Source organism: Psychrobacter sp. 1Y1 (assembly GCF_051847395.2).
Classification (GTDB): Bacteria; Pseudomonadota; Gammaproteobacteria; order Pseudomonadales; family Moraxellaceae; genus Psychrobacter.
In genome coordinates this window covers 159,561-183,281 of the sequence record NZ_JBPYDF020000001.1, presented here as the reverse complement: position 1 = coordinate 183,281, position 23,721 = coordinate 159,561, and the positions used below count along the sequence as shown (strand labels likewise).

Genomic DNA, 23,721 nt, shown 5'->3' with positions numbered 1-23,721 from the left:
TGCCAGTGAAGAAATTTCTGGTATCGCAACGGCGTTAGGTATGGAGACAACTGAAGGTGTAGAGACGACAGAGGAAAGCGTATCTAACGATAATTCTGCCATATCAGAAAATGAGACATCAACAGGTGATACCACAGAACCCGCCAGCTCATTGCCAACGCCTGATCCACCGCCAGTAATCAGTGGCGAAAGCACTAATAATGCTCAAATCGAGACCACACCCACACCGCAAAAAGACAACGATATTCGTCAACGTATCAGCGGTATTTTCTCTGAAATTGAAGGCTTACAAGCCGTCAATGTTAGTGTTACCCAAGGGGTTGTTACCCTAACGGGAGAAACAGCCAACGAAAAAAAAGCACAACAAGCTATCAACTTAACCAACCGACTAACAGATGTCGTCACTGTAGAAGATAGAATTAACCGTACACTAGATGTTCAAGAGAATGTCTCAACGGTCTATCAAGGTCTAAAAGCGCAGGTGACCAATCTTGTGAAGGCGCTACCGCTACTATTGGTCGGCATCGTTATATTTGCCTTGGTAGCATGGTTTGGCAGTTGGTTATCTAATCGCAAAAAGATGTGGCAACGTCTGACGCCCAATCCATTTGTCGCTGAGCTACTGTCGCAAACGGTCAAAGTCATCTTTGTTATCTTTGGTCTGATTCTAGGACTAAGTCTAATAGGTGCAGAGACTATTTTAGGTACATTGCTTGGTGGGGCAGGTGTCATTGGTATTGCGGTTGGTTTCGCAGTCAAAGATACCATTGAAAATTATATCGCTTCATTAATGCTGAGCATTCGCCAACCTTTTCGTGCTCGTGACCATATCGTGATTAATGGGCAAGAGGGCATCGTGGTTCGTTTGACCTCGCGCGCGACGATACTGATGACATTAGATGGTAATCAGTTACGTATTCCTAATGCTGAAGTCTTTAAAGGTACCATTCTAAACTACACCAAAAACCCTGAGCGCCGATTTACTTTTGAATTGGGCGTTGATGCCAATGATGATCCTTTAGCAGCAATTAAAGTAGGGCTAGATGCGATACATACGCTGGCGTTTGTGTTAAATGAACCAAAGGCGATTGCGGTCATTACTAATGTGGGCGATTCTAATATTATTTTGGAATTTCAGGTTTGGGTGGATCAATCAGAGACTGACTTTGCCAAAGCACGCAGTATCGCTATTCGTGAGACCAAGCACGCACTAGAAGATAAAGGCTTTAGCTTACCTGAGCCTATTTATCGTCTGCGCTTTAACAACAAGTTAGAAAAAGCCTTTGAGCACATGCAAAGCAGTGCCAACAATACTAATAATGTTCAATCTGATATAACGATTACGCCGACGATTCCTAAACCTGCTGAAACAAATCAGGTCAGCGAGAGTCATACGGATGACCAAGATAAAAAACAAGCTAAGGCTCGAGCCAAAACCATTTTACAAGGTCGCAGTGCTAATGAGGTTCTCGACGCCCGTCCTGACGACAAGCTGATGGAAAAGGTTGAGCAAGAGATTGCTCAAAGCTCAGATGAGACGGATTTATTGAATAATAATAGTCCTCAAGAATAGGTATTAGACATTAAATAAGGTTTAGGCATAAAAAGTGCAACAGAATCTATATTTGATGGTTATTCAAATACGGGGCTTTTTATGGAAATGAAACACGTTATTATCTTCGCAGTAATTGGTATCGTGGCACTGCTTGGCTTTAACATTATCAATGGCAATAGTCGCGAACAAAATAGAGAGATTGCAGCCAGTAGTGTAGCCGCTGAACAGTCTGATTCTACAATAGCTACCTCTGATACAGATATTACTAGCCAGCCACTTAGTCAACAGCCGAAAGCTATCGTAGATAGTGCTACTAGCAAAATTGATCAAGCACAGCAAGCTGAGCAAGACCGTGTAGACCAATTGGACGATGCGCAATAGGCACAATAAATAGCTATATCGTTGATGATTGAAAAGTACACAGCATAAAAAAGGCTAACGATTACGTTAGCCTTTTTTATTGTATTACAACATCAGTATCTAAGTATCAGCCTAAGCTTAGCTTTTTTTAGCAGCGCCTCTGCGGTTGCTGCTTCTTTTTGCTGGAGCTTTCTTAGGCTGCTCTTTCTTCGGTTGACCTTTTTTGCTTTGGTTCATTGCACTAGATTGCAATTTAGCTTTCAAATCAAAATCAATCTGTAGCAGATCCATATTGACACCCGCAACCTTCACTTTAACTGAATCGCCCAGTCCAAATATCGTACCTTTATCTTTACCGATAAGCTGCTGCTGCTGCTCATCATAGACGAAGAAGTCATCGCCAACGTTTGAGATATGAACCAAACCATCGATATATAAGTCAGTCAATGTGACGAATAAACCAAAGCTAGTAACCGTAGTCACAACGCCTTCGAACTCTTCACCCACATGATCGGTCATATAATGACACTTAAGCCAAGACTCTACATAACGTGATGCTTTTTCTGCACGGCGTTCTGTATCTGATGTTTGTGTACCAGCACCTTCAAGAGAAAATTCCATAACAGGTTGTTGGCTGTTGGTGACTTTTGCCTTAATCGCGCGATGCAGCATCAAATCTGGATAACGACGAATTGGCGAGGTAAAGTGGCTATATTCGTCATATGCTAAGCCAAAGTGACCAATATTGTCAGGTGCATAGTTTGCTTGCATCATTGAACGCAGCAGCATGCTATGAATACTGATAGCATCTGGTCTATCTTTAGTCGCTTCAATTATGCGCTGGTAATCCGCTTGAGTTGGATTCTCTTCCGGGAATGGTAAGCCAAAGTTTTTTGCATATTCATGAATACGCATCGACTTTTCATTATCAGGCTTATCATGGTTACGATATAAAACTGGTAACTCATGCTTAAGCGCGAAGTTTGCAGCACAAGTATTGGCAAGCAGCATACATTCTTCGATTAGCTTCTGAGAGTCGCCACGAGTGCGTGGCAAAATCGCTTCGATTCCGCCTTTCTCGTTAAACTTGATATACGTTTCAACTGTTTCGAACTCCATTGCATGACGTTCTTCACGCTTTTTAAGCAGTAGCTCATACAACTGATGTAACGTATCAACAGACTTTTTAACGTCTTTATTACCTGTCAGTGATTTAGGTAATCTCTTATCATTCGGATTCACAAGATAATCATTTACTTGATTATATGTGAGACGGGCTTGTGAGTGCATCACTGATGGATAGAACTCATATCCAGTCACTTTACCGGCGCGCGATATCTTGATATCAGCAACCATACATAAGCGATCTAGATTAGGGTTCAATGAGCATAGACCGTTAGATAACACTTCAGGCAACATCGGAATCACGCGATGCGGGAAGTATACTGAAGTACCACGCTCATAGGCATCTTGGTCAAGTGGTGAATTCGGTGTCACATAATAGCTGACATCCGCAATCGCAACCACAACACGGTAGTTACCACCAGAGCGCTTTTCAGCAAATACAGCATCATCAAAGTCACGAGCATCTTCGCCATCGATAGTGACAAGCGGTAGATGACGTATGTCTGTGCGACCTTTTATATCTTTTTCGGTTGGCTCTTGATAATCATCAGCTTGCTTAAGTGCAGCTTCACTAAAATCTGATGGAATATCATAGTTGAGCAGGGTAGTCTCAATAATCAATTCACGATCATTGTCATCAGACAGCACTTCAGTGATTTTACCAGTGGCAAATTCATGCTGGTTTGGCCAGTCGATGATATCGACTTTGACAGGAGCGCCTTGTTTGATATTTAGCGCCTGAACATTGTCATCAGTAACCGTAATCGGTTGATGATTGTTCGGGCTACCAAGCTCAACACAATAGCCGTCTTCATCACGAGCAAGTGTACCGATAAAGTTGTTTTGGCGACGTTCGACAACATCGACGATACGCCCTTCGGTACGTCCACGATTGTCTGTCGAAGTGCCGACAGCTGCTACCGTGTCGCCATTGAATACCCAGCGCATTTGTTTTTCATGCAAAAACAAATCTGGCATATCACTTAGCACCACAAAACCAAAACCTTTTGGATGTGCAGAGACTGTACCTGAGACGATATCTTGCTTGGTCACTGTGCGATAGCGATAAGGACGACCATCACGATTCACTTGGCCATCACGTGCCATTGCTTTTAGACGATTGCCCAAAGCATCAAACTGATCAGGATCATCAATGTTAAAGGCTTTTGCCAACTGTTGATGCGTGACTTCCCCATGCTCATTAATCGTGCTGAGTATCAGCTCACGACTAGGAATCGGGTTGTCATATTTTTTTGCCTCACTTGAGGCGTTTGGATCATTCCAACTCATAAATTACCGTATCTATTTTTAAAATTATTAATAGTGGCTATCTTAACACGAACGACGTTGCAATATCTTGCGTCAATTGTCTTATGTGTATTCGGTAGCAGGAAGCGGTCAGTTTTCTGGCGACCGCTATAGGGATAAATCAAATATCAATATCGACATTGCTTGATTGGTTAGTGATTTTTTTACTATCTAACTCTTTTGAGACTTCTAACACCGTAGTCTGATTTGATTTATCCAAGTATTTTTGTGCTTTATCTACTTCAGTGGTCAGTGTATTGACCGTTTGCTTCATATTCTCTAGCGCTTCAATTTTGTAATTGCTAATCATATCCATAGTGTCATAAACATTATTAAAGGCATTTTGCAGTTTATCAAGCTCAATACTACTGCTGGTCGCTTGCTCATGAATTTCACCTGACTGACGCTTGAGCATCGCTGAAGTTGATTCAATCAAACTACTGGTGGTTTTATTCAACGCAGTGATTTGATCTAATACCAATTTTTGATTGGTCATTGCTTGGGCAACAACAACAGCCGTGCGTAAAGCTGACACAGTAGTCGTGGTTGCACGATCGACACCTTTAATCAGCTCTAAGTTATTACGGCGAATAGTATCAAGCGCCAAATAGCCTTGTACATTCACTGCTAACTGGGTTAAAAAGTCAGTGTTTTTTTGACGGACATAGAACAACATCTCTTCTTTAATGATGCGCGCTTTTTCAGGATCTGTTGCTTCTATCGCATAGACCTTCTGCTCAAGTTGCTCATCAATCTTTTTGCCAACATAGACATACTGGCGAATAGACTGCATCAGCTCCCACATATTTACTTTTTCTTGCTCAATCATTGCATTGTCTTTAAGCAATTCGTCTTTACCATTGTAGAGACTAGTCACAACGGCATTGATGTGCGACTGCGCTGACTCATACTGACGGAAATAATCTTGCACCTTATTGCCGAACGGAATGAGACCGAACAACTTGCGTGAGCTGGTCAGCTCTTTTTTGCTCGGATCTAAGTCTTCGACAATCCCGCGTAGTTCCGTCAATGATTTGGCGATAGGAGAGTTGTCGAATAAACTGTCATTAAGACTTTTTGCAGGCAAATCTAACATTCGATTAGATACTTGCGCAGATTCACGAATCTCTTTGGTACCTAGATTATGAATAGACTGCACATTTTGTCGAAACTCATCGCTATGCACAGAGTTGGTAAGCACATGATCAACAAAAGCATCAACCTTGGCATCGAGCTCAGGAATTTGGCTTTCATCCAATTTGACCATCTGATCTGCTTCACTTTTCTGTATTTCTTTGACAGGTTCAGGTGCTGTTAGAGAGATACTAGGCGTTGTAGCGTTTTCTGGTGGCGTCAATTCTTGCATGAAATATCCTCTGATATCGGAGAAGGGAAGTGTTTTTTATCCGTGACTCTAGCGGTCGCGATATACGTTATTTTTATACACTGACTAAAAATTTTGATAAATGCTGATTAGCAAATATAAAACAGACCTTTAGACTACCGCGTAATCAGAAAGTTGAGAAGGTAGATTTTGTAAAATAGCGTCAGCCAATTATATCTGGCTAAATACATTTAAAAGAGACAGTAGGCAGTCCAAATAATAAAAAACCATCAATATCCCGTAGCATATTGATGGTTAGAGTTATAAATAGCTATATGGACTAACAGCCACTACTCAAAGTAACCCAATGAACAGATTACTTTTTCTTTGTAGGTCCGAGCAACATACCCATTTGACGACCTTCCATCTTAGGGTACTGTTCGACGTTTGAGATATCAGCAGTATCTTCAATGATACGATCAAGTTGTTTGCGACCGATGTCTTGGTGCGCCATTTCACGTCCGCGGAAACGGATGCTAATTTTAACTTTGTCTTGATCTTCCAAGAAGCTCACGATTTTTCTCAGTTTAACCTGATAATCGGCCTCTTCGGTACTAGGACGTAACTTCATCTCTTTGAGCTGAGTCTGCTTTTGGTTTTTCTTAGCTTCTTTAGCCTTTTGCTTTTGATCATAGAGGAAATGCTTATAATCCATGATCTTACATACTGGCGGCTTAGCTTCAGGAACTAATTCAACCAAATCTAGATTTTCATCACGTGCCGCTTTCATCGCGGTTGCGATATCAACCACGCCCATTTGCTCGCCATCTTCTTTAACGAGACGGACTTCTTTGACATTGATATCTTCGTTGATGTTCAAACGGTTGGACTGTTTAATAGGTATTACTCCTCATCTGTTTTTGGGGTCTGTCGGCCTTTTTTACTGACAGCGGTCTGTACTAATGTAATAAATTCAGAAACACTCATCACGCCAAGGTTCTCACCTTCGCGAGTTCGGACGTTAACACTGCCCGATTCGACTTCTTTATCCCCTAATACTAGCATATAGGGAATACGTTCTAATGTTTTCTCTCGTATCTTAAATCCAATCTTTTCGTTACGCAAGTCGCTAATAGCGCGCAAACCTGCATTTTTAAGCTCGCTAACCACGTTTTCACATGCATCAGCTTGTTTATCAGTGATGTTCATGACCACAACTTGCTGCGGTGCTAGCCATACTGGCATCCAACCTGCGTAGTTTTCGATCAAAATACCGATGAAACGCTCAAACGAACCTAAGATTGCACGGTGCAACATAATAGGTACTTCACGATCATTTTGCTCATTGACGAACTCAGCATCGAGACGCTCAGGCATGTTCGGATCAACCTGAATGGTGCCGCACTGCCAAATACGACCTAATGAATCCTTTAGACTGAACTCAATTTTTGGACCATAGAAAGCACCTTCACCAGGCAAGTAATCCCAGTCTAGCCCTGAGCTATCAAGCGCATCTGCCAACGCTTTTTCTGCAAAGTCCCAAGACTCATCACTACCAACACGTTTTTCAGGACGAGTCGACAGTTTCATAATAATATTATCAAAGCCAAAATCTTCATAGACAGCAAGCGTTAGCTTAATAAAGTCAGCGACTTCTTGTTGAATCTGTGCCTGCGTACAGAAAATATGCGCATCATCTTGAGTAAAACCACGTACACGCATCAAACCATGCAATGAACCTGATGGCTCATTACGATGACAAGAACCAAATTCAGCCATACGCAATGGAAGATCGCGGTAAGACTTTAGACCTTGGTTAAATACTTGCACATGACAAGGGCAGTTCATCGGTTTTACCGCATAATCACGGTTTTCACTAGAAGTCGTGAACATATTGGTTGCATAATTGCCCCAATGTCCTGAGCGCTCCCACAAGCTGCGATCAACGATCTGAGGTGTTTTAATCTCTTCGTAGCCATTATCGTATTGTACTTTGCGCATATATTGCTCAAGTACTTGATAAATCGTCCAACCATTCGCATGCCAGAACACCATACCTGGCGCTTGCTCTTGCATATGAAATAGGTTTAACGCTTTACCGATTTTACGATGGTCACGTTTTTCTGCTTCTTCAATACGTTGGATATAAGCTTTTAGCTGTTTCTTATCAGCCCACGCAGTACCATAGATACGTTGTAACTGCTCATTTTTCGCATCGCCGCGCCAATAAGCACCTGACATTTTTGTCAGTTTAAATACTTTCAAAAAGCGCGTGTTTGGCACATGCGGACCACGGCACATATCGACGTATTCTTGATGATGATATAGACCAAAGGCTTCTTCACCTGGCATATCATTAATAAGCTTTAACTTATAGTCTTCATTACGTGATTCAAATATCTCAATCGCTTCGGCACGTGGCGTCATTTTTTTGATAACGTCATAATCTTGCTTGATCAGCTCCATCATGCGTTTTTCAATGGCTTCCATATGCTCAGGCGTAAATGGCGTTTCACTAAAGATATCGTAATAAAAACCATCATCAATAACAGGACCAATGACCATTTTCACATCAGGGTATAGCTGCTTAACAGCATGACCTAATAGGTGAGCGCATGAGTGACGAATAATATCGACACCGTCGTCGTCTTTTGGCGTTACGATTTCAACATTGGCATCAGCGACGATAGGATCATGTGCATCTACCAGATGACCATTTACACGTCCAGCAACTGTCGCTTTAGCGAGTCCTGTCCCAATACTTTGCGCCACTTCCATGACTGTTGTATGACCTTCAAAGTCTTTTACACTACCATCGGGTAAAGTAATCGCTACCATAATCTATTCGCCTATTATTGGGTCCGTTGGCAGTGATGATTGCAACCATCAATCATATAACCGTGAGACCACGTCAATTATATCTAATCATTGTGATATGTTGTGAGAGAGACGCATTACCTAGAGTCTTAATATGACTATATATGCTAGAAATAATGTATGGCTCGAAGCCAGTCAATCAATAGCATTGCAGCAAAATGCATTTCGCTATAGAAGTAATATAACAGCCAACATATATAAGTAATGCAGCAAAATACCTATTATAGCAAAAACCGTCTCTCAACACTAGATATCAAGGGATTGCGTGGCGACTAATATGAGAGCCATATCTTATGATAAAGGTAGTATCAAATACTGCACTATATAGGACAGTATATTGAAAGCGTCATATAAGCCTGAATAACTTAGCTTATATATAGTGCTGATTATATGAATATCAACATTGAAAAATATGAGAGACAATTTACTTAGAAGAGATATGTAAGAATATCAGGACGAATAAGCCCTGTTGTGAATATTAGATAAAGCTTGTTTTCAATGAAAATTGGTGGATTAAAACATATTGCACACTAGTATTTAAAAAATAGAGAACCTCAATTCTATAACCCATTGAAAAAAATACAGATTTATTTATCTGCTAAAATAAGATTAAAAACATTAATAAAACGGGTTGACACAAAAGTTAAACCGTCTATAATACGCACCTCATCAAGACGAGCTGGAAAGCTTATATGTCATTTACATATAAATAACCCAGTTAACTTGTTGAAACAAATTAAAAAAAGAAGTTGACAGACTATTAAAACATGATATGATGGTCAGCTCGCTAAATAGGATAAGCCACATTGGCCGACTTACTTAGTTTGAAATACTAGCACTGGACGACAGTGTCAGACATTATTTAAAAGCATAACTAAAGAACAACTTGTGTGGATTTTTGCTGATTCAGAATGCTAAAAAATAAAGTTGACTATCTTTTCTTTTCGGGAAGATTATTAACTATAAAAATTATCATTTAAGACAGCAGAAAAACTCAAAGTTAATTCATTACGAACATAATTTTTAGCGATTTTGCCAGATTAGATGAGCCAAGTTTAGAAGCTTCTTTAAAGAGCTTCATAGCAAGATTAAACTGAAGAGTTTGATCATGGCTCAGATTGAACGCTGGCGGCAGGCTTAACACATGCAAGTCGAGCGGAAACGATGGTAGCTTGCTACCAGGCGTCGAGCGGCGGACGGGTGAGTAATACTTAGGAATCTACCTAGTAGTGGGGGATAGCACGGGGAAACTCGTATTAATACCGCATACGACCTACGGGAGAAAGGGGGCAGTTTACTGCTCTCGCTATTAGATGAGCCTAAGTCGGATTAGCTAGATGGTGGGGTAAAGGCCTACCATGGCGACGATCTGTAGCTGGTCTGAGAGGATGATCAGCCACACCGGGACTGAGACACGGCCCGGACTCCTACGGGAGGCAGCAGTGGGGAATATTGGACAATGGGGGAAACCCTGATCCAGCCATGCCGCGTGTGTGAAGAAGGCCTTTTGGTTGTAAAGCACTTTAAGCAGTGAAGAAGACTCCGTGATTAATACCCACGGACGATGACATTAGCTGCAGAATAAGCACCGGCTAACTCTGTGCCAGCAGCCGCGGTAATACAGAGGGTGCAAGCGTTAATCGGAATTACTGGGCGTAAAGCGAGCGTAGGTGGCTTGATAAGTCAGATGTGAAATCCCCGGGCTTAACCTGGGAACTGCATCTGAAACTGTTAGGCTAGAGTAGGTGAGAGGGAAGTAGAATTTCAGGTGTAGCGGTGAAATGCGTAGAGATCTGAAGGAATACCGATGGCGAAGGCAGCTTCCTGGCATCATACTGACACTGAGGCTCGAAAGCGTGGGTAGCAAACAGGATTAGATACCCTGGTAGTCCACGCCGTAAACGATGTCTACTAGTCGTTGGGTCCCTTGAGGACTTAGTGACGCAGCTAACGCAATAAGTAGACCGCCTGGGGAGTACGGCCGCAAGGTTAAAACTCAAATGAATTGACGGGGGCCCGCACAAGCGGTGGAGCATGTGGTTTAATTCGATGCAACGCGAAGAACCTTACCTGGTCTTGACATATCTAGAATCCTGCAGAGATGCGGGAGTGCCTTCGGGAATTAGAATACAGGTGCTGCATGGCTGTCGTCAGCTCGTGTCGTGAGATGTTGGGTTAAGTCCCGCAACGAGCGCAACCCTTGTCCTTAGTTACCAGCGGGTTAAGCCGGGAACTCTAAGGATACTGCCAGTGACAAACTGGAGGAAGGCGGGGACGACGTCAAGTCATCATGGCCCTTACGACCAGGGCTACACACGTGCTACAATGGTAGGTACAGAGGGCAGCTACACAGCGATGTGATGCGAATCTCAAAAAGCCTATCGTAGTCCAGATTGGAGTCTGCAACTCGACTCCATGAAGTAGGAATCGCTAGTAATCGCGGATCAGAATGCCGCGGTGAATACGTTCCCGGGCCTTGTACACACCGCCCGTCACACCATGGGAGTTGATTGCACCAGAAGTGGATAGCTTAACCTTCGGGGAGGCGTTCACCACGGTGTGGTTGATGACTGGGGTGAAGTCGTAACAAGGTAGCCGTAGGGGAACCTGCGGCTGGATCACCTCCTTATAGACGCATTCGGTCAGCAAGAATTCACAACAAGTTGTTCTTTAGTTTAAGCTTACGTTTTTAACAAACGTATTAGGGTCTGTAGCTCAGCTGGTTAGAGCACCGTGTTGATAACGCGGGGGTCGGTGGTTCAAGTCCACCTAGACCCACCATTTTACAATGGGGCCATAGCTCAGTTGGTAGAGCGCCTGCCTTGCACGCAGGAGGTCAACGGTTCGACTCCGTTTGGCTCCACCACTACTAAGACGGTTAAGTAAGCTTTAGATGCTAATAAATAAAATAGGTATCAAATAGAAACAAGTGATTGTGATTGATTACTTCTTTCTGTTTTATACAGAATCTGTGACTCGACGAGAGCATAGAGACTATTTAAAAACATAGATATGAGTCTGGGTTAAGAAGAGCGTGTTCACGCGCACTTCTTAACCTTAGTAATTAACCTCTTAACGACATCAGTTGTTATCCCAGGGGTTGATTACTAAAAAAAGTAAAGAGAACTGAATCAAGCGTATAAACATAGGTGATATCGTTATCATAATTAGATTGTATGACACTTAGAAGTCGAAAGACTACTTGGGGTTGTATGGTCAAGTAATGAAGCGCACATGGTGGATGCCTTGGCAGTCAGAGGCGATGAAAGACGTGACAGCCTGCGATAAGCTTCGGGGAGGCGGCAATATCCTGTGATCCGGAGATTTCTGAATGGGGAAACCCACTTACCATAAGGTAGGTATCCTAATTTATTAGGAAGCGAACGAGGGGAAGTGAAACATCTCAGTACCCTTAGGAATAGACATCAATTGAGATTCCCCTAGTAGCGGCGAGCGAACGGGGAGAAGCCGATTAATGCTAATGTAGAAGAACAGCGTGGGAAAGCTGACCGTAGTAGGTGATAGTCCTGTATTCGAAACATTAGCGTTAACATATTAAGTAGAGCGGGGCACGAGAAATCCTGTTTGAAGATGGGGGGACCATCCTCCAAGGCTAAATACTCCTGACTGACCGATAGTGAACCAGTACCGTGAGGGAAAGGCGAAAAGAACCCCTGTGAGGGGAGTGAAATAGAACCTGAAACCGTGTGCGTACAAGCAGTGGGAGCCCACTTGTTGGGTGACCGCGTACCTTTTGTATAATGGGTCAGCGACTTATATTCTGTAGCAAGGTTAACCGTTTAGGGGAGCCGTAGGGAAACCGAGTCTTAATAGGGCGTTTAGTTGCAGGGTATAGACCCGAAACCGAGTGATCTATCCATGAGCAGGTTGAAAGTGCCGTAACAGGCACCGGAGGACCGAACCCACTGTCGTTGAAAAGCCAGGGGATGACTTGTGGATAGGGGTGAAAGGCTAATCAAACTCGGTGATAGCTGGTTCTCCCCGAAAGCTATTTAGGTAGCGCCTCGGACGAACACCATTGGGGGTAGAGCACTGTTTCGGCTAGGGGGTCATACCGACTTACCAAACCGATGCAAACTCCGAATACCGATGAGTGATATCCGGGAGACACACGGTGGGTGCTAACGTCCATCGTGGAGAGGGAAACAACCCAGACCGCCAGCTAAGGCCCCAAATTCCTAGTTAAGTGGGAAACGAGGTGGGAAGGCATAGACAGCTAGGAGGTTGGCTTAGAAGCAGCCATCCTTTAAAGAAAGCGTAATAGCTCACTAGTCGAGTCGGCCCGCGCGGAAGATGTAACGGGGCTCAAACTAGGAGCCGAAGCTGCGGATTTGAATTTGTTTTCAAGTGGTAGGGGAGCGTTGTGTAAGCCTGTGAAGGTGTGTTGTAAAGCATGCTGGAGGTATCACAAGAGCGAATGCTGACGTGAGTAACGATAATGCGAGTGAAAAGCTCGCACGCCGGAAGATCAAGGGTTCCAGTCCAACGTTAATCGGGGCTGGGTGAGTCGACCCCTAAGGCGAGGCCGAAAGGCGTAGTCGATGGGAAATCGGTTAATATTCCGATACTTGTTTATAATGCGATGGAGGGACGGAGAAGGTTATGTCAGCCTGGCGTTGGTTGTCCAGGTGAAAGGATGTAGGTTTATAGCTTAGGTAAATCCGGGCTATTCTATACCGAGATCTGATAGCAAGCTGTACTTGTACAGCGAAGTGGCAAATACCATGCTTCCAGGAAAAGCTTCTAAGCAATAGTTATAAACGAATCGTACCCTAAACCGACACAGGTGATCAGGTAGAGAATACCAAGGCGCTTGAGAGAACTCTGCTGAAGGAACTAGGCAAAATGGTACCGTAACTTCGGGAGAAGGTACGCTGTTGATGGTGATAGGACTTGCTCCTTGAGCTGTTGGCAGTCGCAGATACCAGGCTGCTGCAACTGTTTATTAAAAACACAGCACTCTGCAAACACGAAAGTGGACGTATAGGGTGTGATGTCTGCCCGGTGCTGGAAGGTTAATTGATGGGGTTAGCGTAAGCGAAGCTCTTGATCGAAGCCCCAGTAAACGGCGGCCGTAACTATAACGGTCCTAAGGTAGCGAAATTCCTTGTCGGGTAAGTTCCGACCTGCACGAATGACATAATGATGGCAGCGCTGTCTCCAGCAGAGACTCAGTGAAATCGAAATCGCAGTGAAGATGCTGTGTACCCGCGGCTAGACGGAAAGACCCCGTGAACCTTTACTACAGCTTTACATTGAACTTTGACCTGACTTGTGCAGGATAGGTGGGAGGCTTTGAAGCCGAGACGCTAGTCTTGGTGGAGCCAATCTTGAAATACCACCCTGGTCATGTTGGGGTTCTAACTCAGGTATAACAATACCGAGGACAATGTATGGTGGGTAGTTTGACTGGGGCGGTCTCCTCCTAAAGAGTAACGGAGGAGTACGAAGGTGCGCTCAGACCGGTCGGAAATCGGTCGAAGAGTATAAAGGCAAAAGCGCGCTTAACTGCGAGACCCACAAGTCGAGCAGGTACGAAAGTAGGTCTTAGTGATCCGGTGGTTCTGTATGGAAGGGCCATCGCTCAACGGATAAAAGGTACTCTGGGGATAACAGGCTGATACCGCCCAAGAGTTCATATCGACGGCGGTGTTTGGCACCTCGATGTCGGCTCATCTCATCCTAGGGCTGAAGCAGGTCCTAAGGGTATGGCTGTTCGCCATTTAAAGAGGTACGCGAGCTGGGTTTAGAACGTCGTGAGACAGTTCGGTCCCTATCTACCGTGGGCGTTGGAAATTTGAGAGGATCTGCTCCTAGTACGAGAGGACCAGAGTGGACGAACCTCTGGTGTTCGGGTTGTCACGCCAGTGGCATTGCCCGGTAGCTACGTTCGGATGGGATAACCGCTGAAAGCATCTAAGCGGGAAGCCCACCTCAAGATTAGATTTCCCTAAAGAGCCGTTCAAGACTAGGACGTTGATAGGCAGGGTGTGGAAGCGCAGCGATGCGTGTAGCTAACCTGTACTAATTGCTCGTTTGGCTTGACCATACAACACCCAAGTGGTTTGTATACAAGTCTAATTAATCTATCTTGTATAAGCTGTAGTGGCTTATAGAATAAAGAAAGAATATTTCGATATCACCTTTAACCTTGATTCAGTTAGGTTACAAGTTGATCGACAACAAGCTTAAACTTGAAGTCAACAATAACAACAACAGACTCATATCTAACCCCCTTTGCTGACGACAATAGCGCGATGGCCCCACCTGATCCCTTCCCGAACTCAGAAGTGAAACATCGTAGCGCCAATGGTAGTGTGGTTCGCCCATGTGAGAGTAGGTCATCGTCAGCTCTCTATTCTAGATAAATCCCCCGACATTAGCTTGTCGGGGGATTTTCTTTGTGCTCGGTTTGGTGCCAGTGCTAGGTGCTGGATGCTTCGATCAACAGCCAATAATCTCATACAGTAAAATAATCATAAAAAAAGCTCAATTAACCTTGACCCAGTCTCAAACAAGCGTATAATGCCACCCAGTCGAAAGGGAAGTAGGTTACAGGTTCGAGCAATGCAAATTGTTTAAATTAAATAGCAAATACTTCTTGACTAAATAAATATAGCGTCTATAATACGCACCTCATCAAGACGGACTGGCAGTGAGAGATGTGTAGATTACACATTAATAACCCAGTTAACTTGTTGAAACAAATTAAAAAAAGAAGTTGACAGACTATTAAAACATGATATGATGGTCAGCTCGCTAAATAGGATAAGCCACATTGGCCGACTTACTTAGTTTGAAATACTAGCACTGGACGACAGTGTCAGACATTATTTAAAAGCATAACTAAAGAACAACTTGTGTGGATTTTTGCTGATTCAGAATGCTAAAAAATAAAGTTGACTATCTTTTCTTTTCGGGAAGATTATTAACTATAAAAATTATCATTTAAGACAGCAGAAAAACTCAAAGTTAATTCATTACGAACATAATTTTTAGCGATTTTGCCAGATTAGATGAGCCAAGTTTAGAAGCTTCTTTAAAGAGCTTCATAGCAAGATTAAACTGAAGAGTTTGATCATGGCTCAGATTGAACGCTGGCGGCAGGCTTAACACATGCAAGTCGAGCGGAAACGATGGTAGCTTGCTACCAGGCGTCGAGCGGCGGACGGGTGAGTAATACTTAGGAATCTACCTAGTAGTGGGGGATAGCACGGGGAAACTCGTATTAATACCGCATACGACCTACGGGAGAAAGGGGGCAGTTTACTGCTCTCGCTATTAGATGAGCCTAAGTCGGATTAGCTAGATGGTGGGGTAAAGGCCTACCATGGCGACGATCTGTAGCTGGTCTGAGAGGATGATCAGCCACACCGGGACTGAGACACGGCCCGGACTCCTACGGGAGGCAGCAGTGGGGAATATTGGACAATGGGGGAAACCCTGATCCAGCCATGCCGCGTGTGTGAAGAAGGCCTTTTGGTTGTAAAGCACTTTAAGCAGTGAAGAAGACTCCGTGATTAATACCCACGGACGATGACATTAGCTGCAGAATAAGCACCGGCTAACTCTGTGCCAGCAGCCGCGGTAATACAGAGGGTGCAAGCGTTAATCGGAATTACTGGGCGTAAAGCGAGCGTAGGTGGCTTGATAAGTCAGATGTGAAATCCCCGGGCTTAACCTGGGAACTGCATCTGAAACTGTTAGGCTAGAGTAGGTGAGAGGGAAGTAGAATTTCAGGTGTAGCGGTGAAATGCGTAGAGATCTGAAGGAATACCGATGGCGAAGGCAGCTTCCTGGCATCATACTGACACTGAGGCTCGAAAGCGTGGGTAGCAAACAGGATTAGATACCCTGGTAGTCCACGCCGTAAACGATGTCTACTAGTCGTTGGGTCCCTTGAGGACTTAGTGACGCAGCTAACGCAATAAGTAGACCGCCTGGGGAGTACGGCCGCAAGGTTAAAACTCAAATGAATTGACGGGGGCCCGCACAAGCGGTGGAGCATGTGGTTTAATTCGATGCAACGCGAAGAACCTTACCTGGTCTTGACATATCTAGAATCCTGCAGAGATGCGGGAGTGCCTTCGGGAATTAGAATACAGGTGCTGCATGGCTGTCGTCAGCTCGTGTCGTGAGATGTTGGGTTAAGTCCCGCAACGAGCGCAACCCTTGTCCTTAGTTACCAGCGGGTTAAGCCGGGAACTCTAAGGATACTGCCAGTGACAAACTGGAGGAAGGCGGGGACGACGTCAAGTCATCATGGCCCTTACGACCAGGGCTACACACGTGCTACAATGGTAGGTACAGAGGGCAGCTACACAGCGATGTGATGCGAATCTCAAAAAGCCTATCGTAGTCCAGATTGGAGTCTGCAACTCGACTCCATGAAGTAGGAATCGCTAGTAATCGCGGATCAGAATGCCGCGGTGAATACGTTCCCGGGCCTTGTACACACCGCCCGTCACACCATGGGAGTTGATTGCACCAGAAGTGGATAGCTTAACCTTCGGGGAGGCGTTCACCACGGTGTGGTTGATGACTGGGGTGAAGTCGTAACAAGGTAGCCGTAGGGGAACCTGCGGCTGGATCACCTCCTTATAGACGCATTCGGTCAGCAAGAATTCACAACAAGTTGTTCTTTAGTTTAAGCTTACGTTTTTAACAAACGTATTAGGGTCTGTAGCTCAGCTGGTTAGAGCACCGTGTTGATAACGCGGGGGTCGGTGGTTCAAGTCCACCTAGACCCACCATTTTACAATGGGGCCATAGCTCAGTTGGTAGAGCGCCTGCCTTGCACGCAGGAGGTCAACGGTTCGACTCCGTTTGGCTCCACCACTACTAAGACGGTTAAGTAAGCTTTAGATGCTAATAAATAAAATAGGTATCAAATAGAAACAAGTGATTGTGATTGATTACTTCTTTCTGTTTTATACAGAATCTGTGACTCGACGAGAGCATAGAGACTATTTAAAAACATAGATATGAGTCTGGGTTAAGAAGAGCGTGTTCACGCGCACTTCTTAACCTTAGTAATTAACCTCTTAACGACATCAGTTGTTATCCCAGGGGTTGATTACTAAAAAAAGTAAAGAGAACTGAATCAAGCGTATAAACATAGGTGATATCGTTATCATAATTAGATTGTATGACACTTAGAAGTCGAAAGACTACTTGGGGTTGTATGGTCAAGTAATGAAGCGCACATGGTGGATGCCTTGGCAGTCAGAGGCGATGAAAGACGTGACAGCCTGCGATAAGCTTCGGGGAGGCGGCAATATCCTGTGATCCGGAGATTTCTGAATGGGGAAACCCACTTACCATAAGGTAGGTATCCTAATTTATTAGGAAGCGAACGAGGGGAAGTGAAACATCTCAGTACCCTTAGGAATAGACATCAATTGAGATTCCCCTAGTAGCGGCGAGCGAACGGGGAGAAGCCGATTAATGCTAATGTAGAAGAACAGCGTGGGAAAGCTGACCGTAGTAGGTGATAGTCCTGTATTCGAAACATTAGCGTTAACATATTAAGTAGAGCGGGGCACGAGAAATCCTGTTTGAAGATGGGGGGACCATCCTCCAAGGCTAAATACTCCTGACTGACCGATAGTGAACCAGTACCGTGAGGGAAAGGCGAAAAGAACCCCTGTGAGGGGAGTGAAATAGAACCTGAAACCGTGTGCGTACAAGCAGTGGGAGCCCACTTGTTGGGTGACCGCGTACCTTTTGTATAATGGGTCAGCGACTTATATTCTGTAGCAAGGTTAACCGTTTAGGGGAGCCGTAGGGAAACCGAGTCTTAATAGGGCGTTTAGTTGCAGGGTATAGACCCGAAACCGAGTGATCTATCCATGAGCAGGTTGAAAGTGCCGTAACAGGCACCGGAGGACCGAACCCACTGTCGTTGAAAAGCCAGGGGATGACTTGTGGATAGGGGTGAAAGGCTAATCAAACTCGGTGATAGCTGGTTCTCCCCGAAAGCTATTTAGGTAGCGCCTCGGACGAACACCATTGGGGGTAGAGCACTGTTTCGGCTAGGGGGTCATACCGACTTACCAAACCGATGCAAACTCCGAATACCGATGAGTGATATCCGGGAGACACACGGTGGGTGCTAACGTCCATCGTGGAGAGGGAAACAACCCAGACCGCCAGCTAAGGCCCCAAATTCCTAGTTAAGTGGGAAACGAGGTGGGAAGGCATAGACAGCTAGGAGGTTGGCTTAGAAGCAGCCATCCTTTAAAGAAAGCGTAATAGCTCACTAGTCGAGTCGGCCCGCGCGGAAGATGTAACGGGGCTCAAACTAGGAGCCGAAGCTGCGGATTTGAATTTGTTTTCAAGTGGTAGGGGAGCGTTGTGTAAGCCTGTGAAGGTGTGTTGTAAAGCATGCTGGAGGTATCACAAGAGCGAATGCTGACGTGAGTAACGATAATGCGAGTGAAAAGCTCGCACGCCGGAAGATCAAGGGTTCCAGTCCAACGTTAATCGGGGCTGGGTGAGTCGACCCCTAAGGCGAGGCCGAAAGGCGTAGTCGATGGGAAATCGGTTAATATTCCGATACTTGTTTATAATGCGATGGAGGGACGGAGAAGGTTATGTCAGCCTGGCGTTGGTTGTCCAGGTGAAAGGATGTAGGTTTATAGCTTAGGTAAATCCGGGCTATTCTATACCGAGATCTGATAGCAAGCTGTACTTGTACAGCGAAGTGGCAAATACCATGCTTCCAGGAAAAGCTTCTAAGCAATAGTTATAAACGAATCGTACCCTAAACCGACACAGGTGATCAGGTAGAGAATACCAAGGCGCTTGAGAGAACTCTGCTGAAGGAACTAGGCAAAATGGTACCGTAACTTCGGGAGAAGGTACGCTGTTGATGGTGATAGGACTTGCTCCTTGAGCTGTTGGCAGTCGCAGATACCAGGCTGCTGCAACTGTTTATTAAAAACACAGCACTCTGCAAACACGAAAGTGGACGTATAGGGTGTGATGTCTGCCCGGTGCTGGAAGGTTAATTGATGGGGTTAGCGTAAGCGAAGCTCTTGATCGAAGCCCCAGTAAACGGCGGCCGTAACTATAACGGTCCTAAGGTAGCGAAATTCCTTGTCGGGTAAGTTCCGACCTGCACGAATGACATAATGATGGCAGCGCTGTCTCCAGCAGAGACTCAGTGAAATCGAAATCGCAGTGAAGATGCTGTGTACCCGCGGCTAGACGGAAAGACCCCGTGAACCTTTACTACAGCTTTACATTGAACTTTGACCTGACTTGTGCAGGATAGGTGGGAGGCTTTGAAGCCGAGACGCTAGTCTTGGTGGAGCCAATCTTGAAATACCACCCTGGTCATGTTGGGGTTCTAACTCAGGTATAACAATACCGAGGACAATGTATGGTGGGTAGTTTGACTGGGGCGGTCTCCTCCTAAAGAGTAACGGAGGAGTACGAAGGTGCGCTCAGACCGGTCGGAAATCGGTCGAAGAGTATAAAGGCAAAAGCGCGCTTAACTGCGAGACCCACAAGTCGAGCAGGTACGAAAGTAGGTCTTAGTGATCCGGTGGTTCTGTATGGAAGGGCCATCGCTCAACGGATAAAAGGTACTCTGGGGATAACAGGCTGATACCGCCCAAGAGTTCATATCGACGGCGGTGTTTGGCACCTCGATGTCGGCTCATCTCATCCTAGGGCTGAAGCAGGTCCTAAGGGTATGGCTGTTCGCCATTTAAAGAGGTACGCGAGCTGGGTTTAGAACGTCGTGAGACAGTTCGGTCCCTATCTACCGTGGGCGTTGGAAATTTGAGAGGATCTGCTCCTAGTACGAGAGGACCAGAGTGGACGAACCTCTGGTGTTCGGGTTGTCACGCCAGTGGCATTGCCCGGTAGCTACGTTCGGATGGGATAACCGCTGAAAGCATCTAAGCGGGAAGCCCACCTCAAGATTAGATTTCCCTAAAGAGCCGTTCAAGACTAGGACGTTGATAGGCAGGGTGTGGAAGCGCAGCGATGCGTGTAGCTAACCTGTACTAATTGCTCGTTTGGCTTGACCATACAACACCCAAGTGGTTTGTATACAAGTCTAATTAATCTATCTTGTATAAGCTGTAGTGGCTTATAGAATAAAGAAAGAATATTTCGATATCACCTTTAACCTTGATTCAGTTAGGTTACAAGTTGATCGACAACAAGCTTAAACTTGAAGTCAACAATAACAACAACAGACTCATATCTAACCCCCTTTGCTGACGACAATAGCGCGATGGCCCCACCTGATCCCTTCCCGAACTCAGAAGTGAAACATCGTAGCGCCAATGGTAGTGTGGTTCGCCCATGTGAGAGTAGGTCATCGTCAGCTCTCTATTCTAGATAAATCCCCCGACATTAGCTTGTCGGGGGATTTTCTTTGTGCTCGGTTTGGTGCCAGTGCTAGGTGCTGGATGCTTCGATCAACAGCCAATAATCTCATACAGTAAAATAATCATAAAAAAAGCTCAATTAACCTTGACCCAGTCTCAAACAAGCGTATAATGCCACCCAGTCGAAAGGGAAGTAGGTTACAGGTTCGAGCAATGCAAATTGTTTAAATTAAATAGCAAATACTTCTTGACTAAATAAATATAGCGTCTATAATACGCCCTCATCAGACGGACTGGCAGTGAGAGATGTGTAGATTACACATTAATAACCCAGTTAACTTGTTGAAACAAATTAAAAAAAGAAGTTGACAGACTATTAAAACATGATATGATGGTCAGCACGCTAAATAGGATAAGCCACATTGGCCGACTTACTTAGTTTGAAATACTAGCACTGGACGACAGTGTCAGACATTATTTAAAAGCATAACTAAAGAACAACTTGTGTGGATTTTTGCTGATTCAGAATGCTAAAAAATAAAGTTGACTATCTTTTCTTTTCGGGAAGATTATTAACTATAAAAATTATCATTTAAGACAGCAGAAAAACTCAAAGTTAATTCATTACGAACATAATTTTTAGCGATTTTGCCAGATTAGATGAGCCAAGTTTAGAAGCTTCTTTAAAGAGCTTCATAGCAAGATTAAACTGAAGAGTTTGATCATGGCTCAGATTGAACGCTGGCGGCAGGCTTAACACATGCAAGTCGAGCGGAAACGATGGTAGCTTGCTACCAGGCGTCGAGCGGCGGACGGGTGAGTAATACTTAGGAATCTACCTAGTAGTGGGGGATAGCACGGGGAAACTCGTATTAATACCGCATACGACCTACGGGAGAAAGGGGGCAGTTTACTGCTCTCGCTATTAGATGAGCCTAAGTCGGATTAGCTAGATGGTGGGGTAAAGGCCTACCATGGCGACGATCTGTAGCTGGTCTGAGAGGATGATCAGCCACACCGGGACTGAGACACGGCCCGGACTCCTACGGGAGGCAGCAGTGGGGAATATTGGACAATGGGGGAAACCCTGATCCAGCCATGCCGCGTGTGTGAAGAAGGCCTTTTGGTTGTAAAGCACTTTAAGCAGTGAAGAAGACTCCGTGATTAATACCCACGGACGATGACATTAGCTGCAGAATAAGCACCGGCTAACTCTGTGCCAGCAGCCGCGGTAATACAGAGGGTGCAAGCGTTAATCGGAATTACTGGGCGTAAAGCGAGCGTAGGTGGCTTGATAAGTCAGATGTGAAATCCCCGGGCTTAACCTGGGAACTGCATCTGAAACTGTTAGGCTAGAGTAGGTGAGAGGGAAGTAGAATTTCAGGTGTAGCGGTGAAATGCGTAGAGATCTGAAGGAATACCGATGGCGAAGGCAGCTTCCTGGCATCATACTGACACTGAGGCTCGAAAGCGTGGGTAGCAAACAGGATTAGATACCCTGGTAGTCCACGCCGTAAACGATGTCTACTAGTCGTTGGGTCCCTTGAGGACTTAGTGACGCAGCTAACGCAATAAGTAGACCGCCTGGGGAGTACGGCCGCAAGGTTAAAACTCAAATGAATTGACGGGGGCCCGCACAAGCGGTGGAGCATGTGGTTTAATTCGATGCAACGCGAAGAACCTTACCTGGTCTTGACATATCTAGAATCCTGCAGAGATGCGGGAGTGCCTTCGGGAATTAGAATACAGGTGCTGCATGGCTGTCGTCAGCTCGTGTCGTGAGATGTTGGGTTAAGTCCCGCAACGAGCGCAACCCTTGTCCTTAGTTACCAGCGGGTTAAGCCGGGAACTCTAAGGATACTGCCAGTGACAAACTGGAGGAAGGCGGGGACGACGTCAAGTCATCATGGCCCTTACGACCAGGGCTACACACGTGCTACAATGGTAGGTACAGAGGGCAGCTACACAGCGATGTGATGCGAATCTCAAAAAGCCTATCGTAGTCCAGATTGGAGTCTGCAACTCGACTCCATGAAGTAGGAATCGCTAGTAATCGCGGATCAGAATGCCGCGGTGAATACGTTCCCGGGCCTTGTACACACCGCCCGTCACACCATGGGAGTTGATTGCACCAGAAGTGGATAGCTTAACCTTCGGGGAGGCGTTCACCACGGTGTGGTTGATGACTGGGGTGAAGTCGTAACAAGGTAGCCGTAGGGGAACCTGCGGCTGGATCACCTCCTTATAGACGCATTCGGTCAGCAAGAATTCACAACAAGTTGTTCTTTAGTTTAAGCTTACGTTTTTAACAAACGTATTAGGGTCTGTAGCTCAGCTGGTTAGAGCACCGTGTTGATAACGCGGGGGTCGGTGGTTCAAGTCCACCTAGACCCACCATTTTACAATGGGGCCATAGCTCAGTTGGTAGAGCGCCTGCCTTGCACGCAGGAGGTCAACGGTTCGACTCCGTTTGGCTCCACCACTACTAAGACGGTTAAGTAAGCTTTAGATGCTAATAAATAAAATAGGTATCAAATAGAAACAAGTGATTGTGATTGATTACTTCTTTCTGTTTTATACAGAATCTGTGACTCGACGAGAGCATAGAGACTATTTAAAAACATAGATATGAGTCTGGGTTAAGAAGAGCGTGTTCACGCGCACTTCTTAACCTTAGTAATTAACCTCTTAACGACATCAGTTGTTATCCCAGGGGTTGATTACTAAAAAAAGTAAAGAGAACTGAATCAAGCGTATAAACATAGGTGATATCGTTATCATAATTAGATTGTATGACACTTAGA

The 23,721-nt window shown here is 45.1% G+C and carries 6 protein-coding genes, 6 tRNA genes and 7 rRNA genes; 15 read left to right on the top strand and 4 right to left on the bottom strand.

Annotation, left to right across the window (positions count from 1 at the left end; all coding sequences use genetic code 11):
* Window positions 1-40 precede the first annotated feature (40 nt).
* Both ACS8FA_RS14745 and ACS8FA_RS14740 read left to right on the top strand, forming a co-directional pair.
* A complete protein-coding gene (locus ACS8FA_RS14745) occupies window positions 41-1,573 on the top strand; it encodes a mechanosensitive ion channel domain-containing protein (protein WP_439264730.1) in 1,533 nt (510 codons plus the stop codon).
* Window positions 1,574-1,654: 81 nt separating this feature from the next.
* On the top strand, window positions 1,655-1,936 hold the full coding sequence (locus ACS8FA_RS14740; RefSeq protein ID WP_439264710.1) for a hypothetical protein: 282 nt from the start codon (window positions 1,655-1,657) through the stop codon (window positions 1,934-1,936).
* A gap of 117 nt (window positions 1,937-2,053) precedes the next feature.
* Here the strand turns inward: ACS8FA_RS14740 and rnr are convergent, their stop codons facing one another.
* From rnr to thrS, 4 genes are all read right to left on the bottom strand, one after another.
* Entirely contained in the window at window positions 2,054-4,330 is a 2,277-nt protein-coding gene (rnr, locus tag ACS8FA_RS14735; RefSeq protein WP_439264711.1) for a ribonuclease R, read from the bottom strand.
* Between the two features lie 139 nt (window positions 4,331-4,469).
* Window positions 4,470-5,714, bottom strand: a complete 1,245-nt coding sequence (locus tag ACS8FA_RS14730) for a toxic anion resistance protein (protein ID WP_057762157.1) — start codon at window positions 5,712-5,714, stop codon at window positions 4,470-4,472.
* 334 nt (window positions 5,715-6,048) lie between these two features.
* The gene (infC, locus tag ACS8FA_RS14725; protein WP_057762155.1) at window positions 6,049-6,552 is read right to left on the bottom strand and encodes a translation initiation factor IF-3; all 504 of its coding nucleotides are present in this window, start codon (window positions 6,550-6,552) and stop codon (window positions 6,049-6,051) included.
* 23 nt (window positions 6,553-6,575) lie between these two features.
* A complete protein-coding gene (thrS, locus tag ACS8FA_RS14720) occupies window positions 6,576-8,510 on the bottom strand; it encodes a threonine--tRNA ligase (protein WP_102091060.1) in 1,935 nt (644 codons plus the stop codon).
* 1,129 nt (window positions 8,511-9,639) lie between these two features.
* On the opposite strand from thrS, the gene ACS8FA_RS14715 reads away from it, so the two are divergent.
* The 13 genes from ACS8FA_RS14715 (at window position 9,640) to ACS8FA_RS14655 (ending at window position 23,399) form a co-directional block, all read left to right on the top strand.
* A 16S ribosomal RNA gene (locus ACS8FA_RS14715) occupies window positions 9,640-11,178 on the top strand.
* Window positions 11,179-11,253: 75 nt separating this feature from the next.
* A tRNA-Ile gene (locus ACS8FA_RS14710) sits at window positions 11,254-11,330 on the top strand.
* Window positions 11,331-11,339: 9 nt separating this feature from the next.
* Window positions 11,340-11,415, top strand: a tRNA-Ala gene (locus ACS8FA_RS14705).
* Window positions 11,416-11,763: 348 nt separating this feature from the next.
* A 23S ribosomal RNA gene (locus tag ACS8FA_RS14700) occupies window positions 11,764-14,619 on the top strand.
* A 190-nt stretch (window positions 14,620-14,809) separates the two neighbouring features.
* Window positions 14,810-14,923: ribosomal RNA gene (rrf, locus tag ACS8FA_RS14695) — 5S ribosomal RNA — on the top strand.
* A gap of 709 nt (window positions 14,924-15,632) precedes the next feature.
* A 16S ribosomal RNA gene (locus ACS8FA_RS14690) occupies window positions 15,633-17,171 on the top strand.
* 75 nt (window positions 17,172-17,246) lie between these two features.
* Window positions 17,247-17,323 (top strand) — tRNA-Ile (locus ACS8FA_RS14685).
* Window positions 17,324-17,332: 9 nt separating this feature from the next.
* Window positions 17,333-17,408, top strand: a tRNA-Ala gene (locus ACS8FA_RS14680).
* A gap of 348 nt (window positions 17,409-17,756) precedes the next feature.
* A 23S ribosomal RNA gene (locus ACS8FA_RS14675) occupies window positions 17,757-20,612 on the top strand.
* Between the two features lie 190 nt (window positions 20,613-20,802).
* Window positions 20,803-20,916, top strand: a 5S ribosomal RNA gene (gene rrf / locus ACS8FA_RS14670).
* 707 nt (window positions 20,917-21,623) lie between these two features.
* A 16S ribosomal RNA gene (locus tag ACS8FA_RS14665) occupies window positions 21,624-23,162 on the top strand.
* The 16S, 23S and 5S rRNA genes sit together here with 6 tRNA genes alongside, the layout of an rRNA operon.
* Before the next feature lie 75 nt (window positions 23,163-23,237).
* Window positions 23,238-23,314 (top strand) — tRNA-Ile (locus tag ACS8FA_RS14660).
* Window positions 23,315-23,323: 9 nt separating this feature from the next.
* Window positions 23,324-23,399: transfer RNA gene (locus ACS8FA_RS14655), tRNA-Ala, on the top strand.
* Window positions 23,400-23,721 lie beyond the last annotated feature (322 nt).